This window comes from Rhizobium sp. SVR5-9E (assembly GCF_056755095.1).
Genome location: NZ_JBNDHS010000874.1, coordinates 1 through 228, shown reverse-complemented (window position 1 = coordinate 228; position 228 = coordinate 1). Strand labels below are relative to the sequence as shown.

The following is a 228-nucleotide window of genomic DNA, read 5'->3' as shown; positions in this document are numbered from 1 at the left end:
CGGCGGCAAGTTCGTAGGAGACCGCCTCGGAAAAACCCTCGAGCGCGAACTTCGAAGCCGCGTAAAGCGAGGCAAGCGGGATACCGAACACACCGACGCCGGAGCTGACGTTGACGATCACACCGGCCTTGCGCTGACGGAAATGGGGAAGGATGGCACGCGTAACGTCCATGACGCCGAACACGTTCACGTCGAACTGCTCGATCACCTTCGAGCGCGGGGTTCCTT

1 protein-coding gene is annotated in these 228 nt (G+C 61.4%); it reads right to left on the bottom strand.

What is annotated here, in order from left to right; genetic code table 11:
• Positions 1-228 (bottom strand): SDR family NAD(P)-dependent oxidoreductase (locus ACPYOJ_RS37330; RefSeq protein WP_481420679.1); only part of this gene is annotated, 228 nt, incomplete at both ends.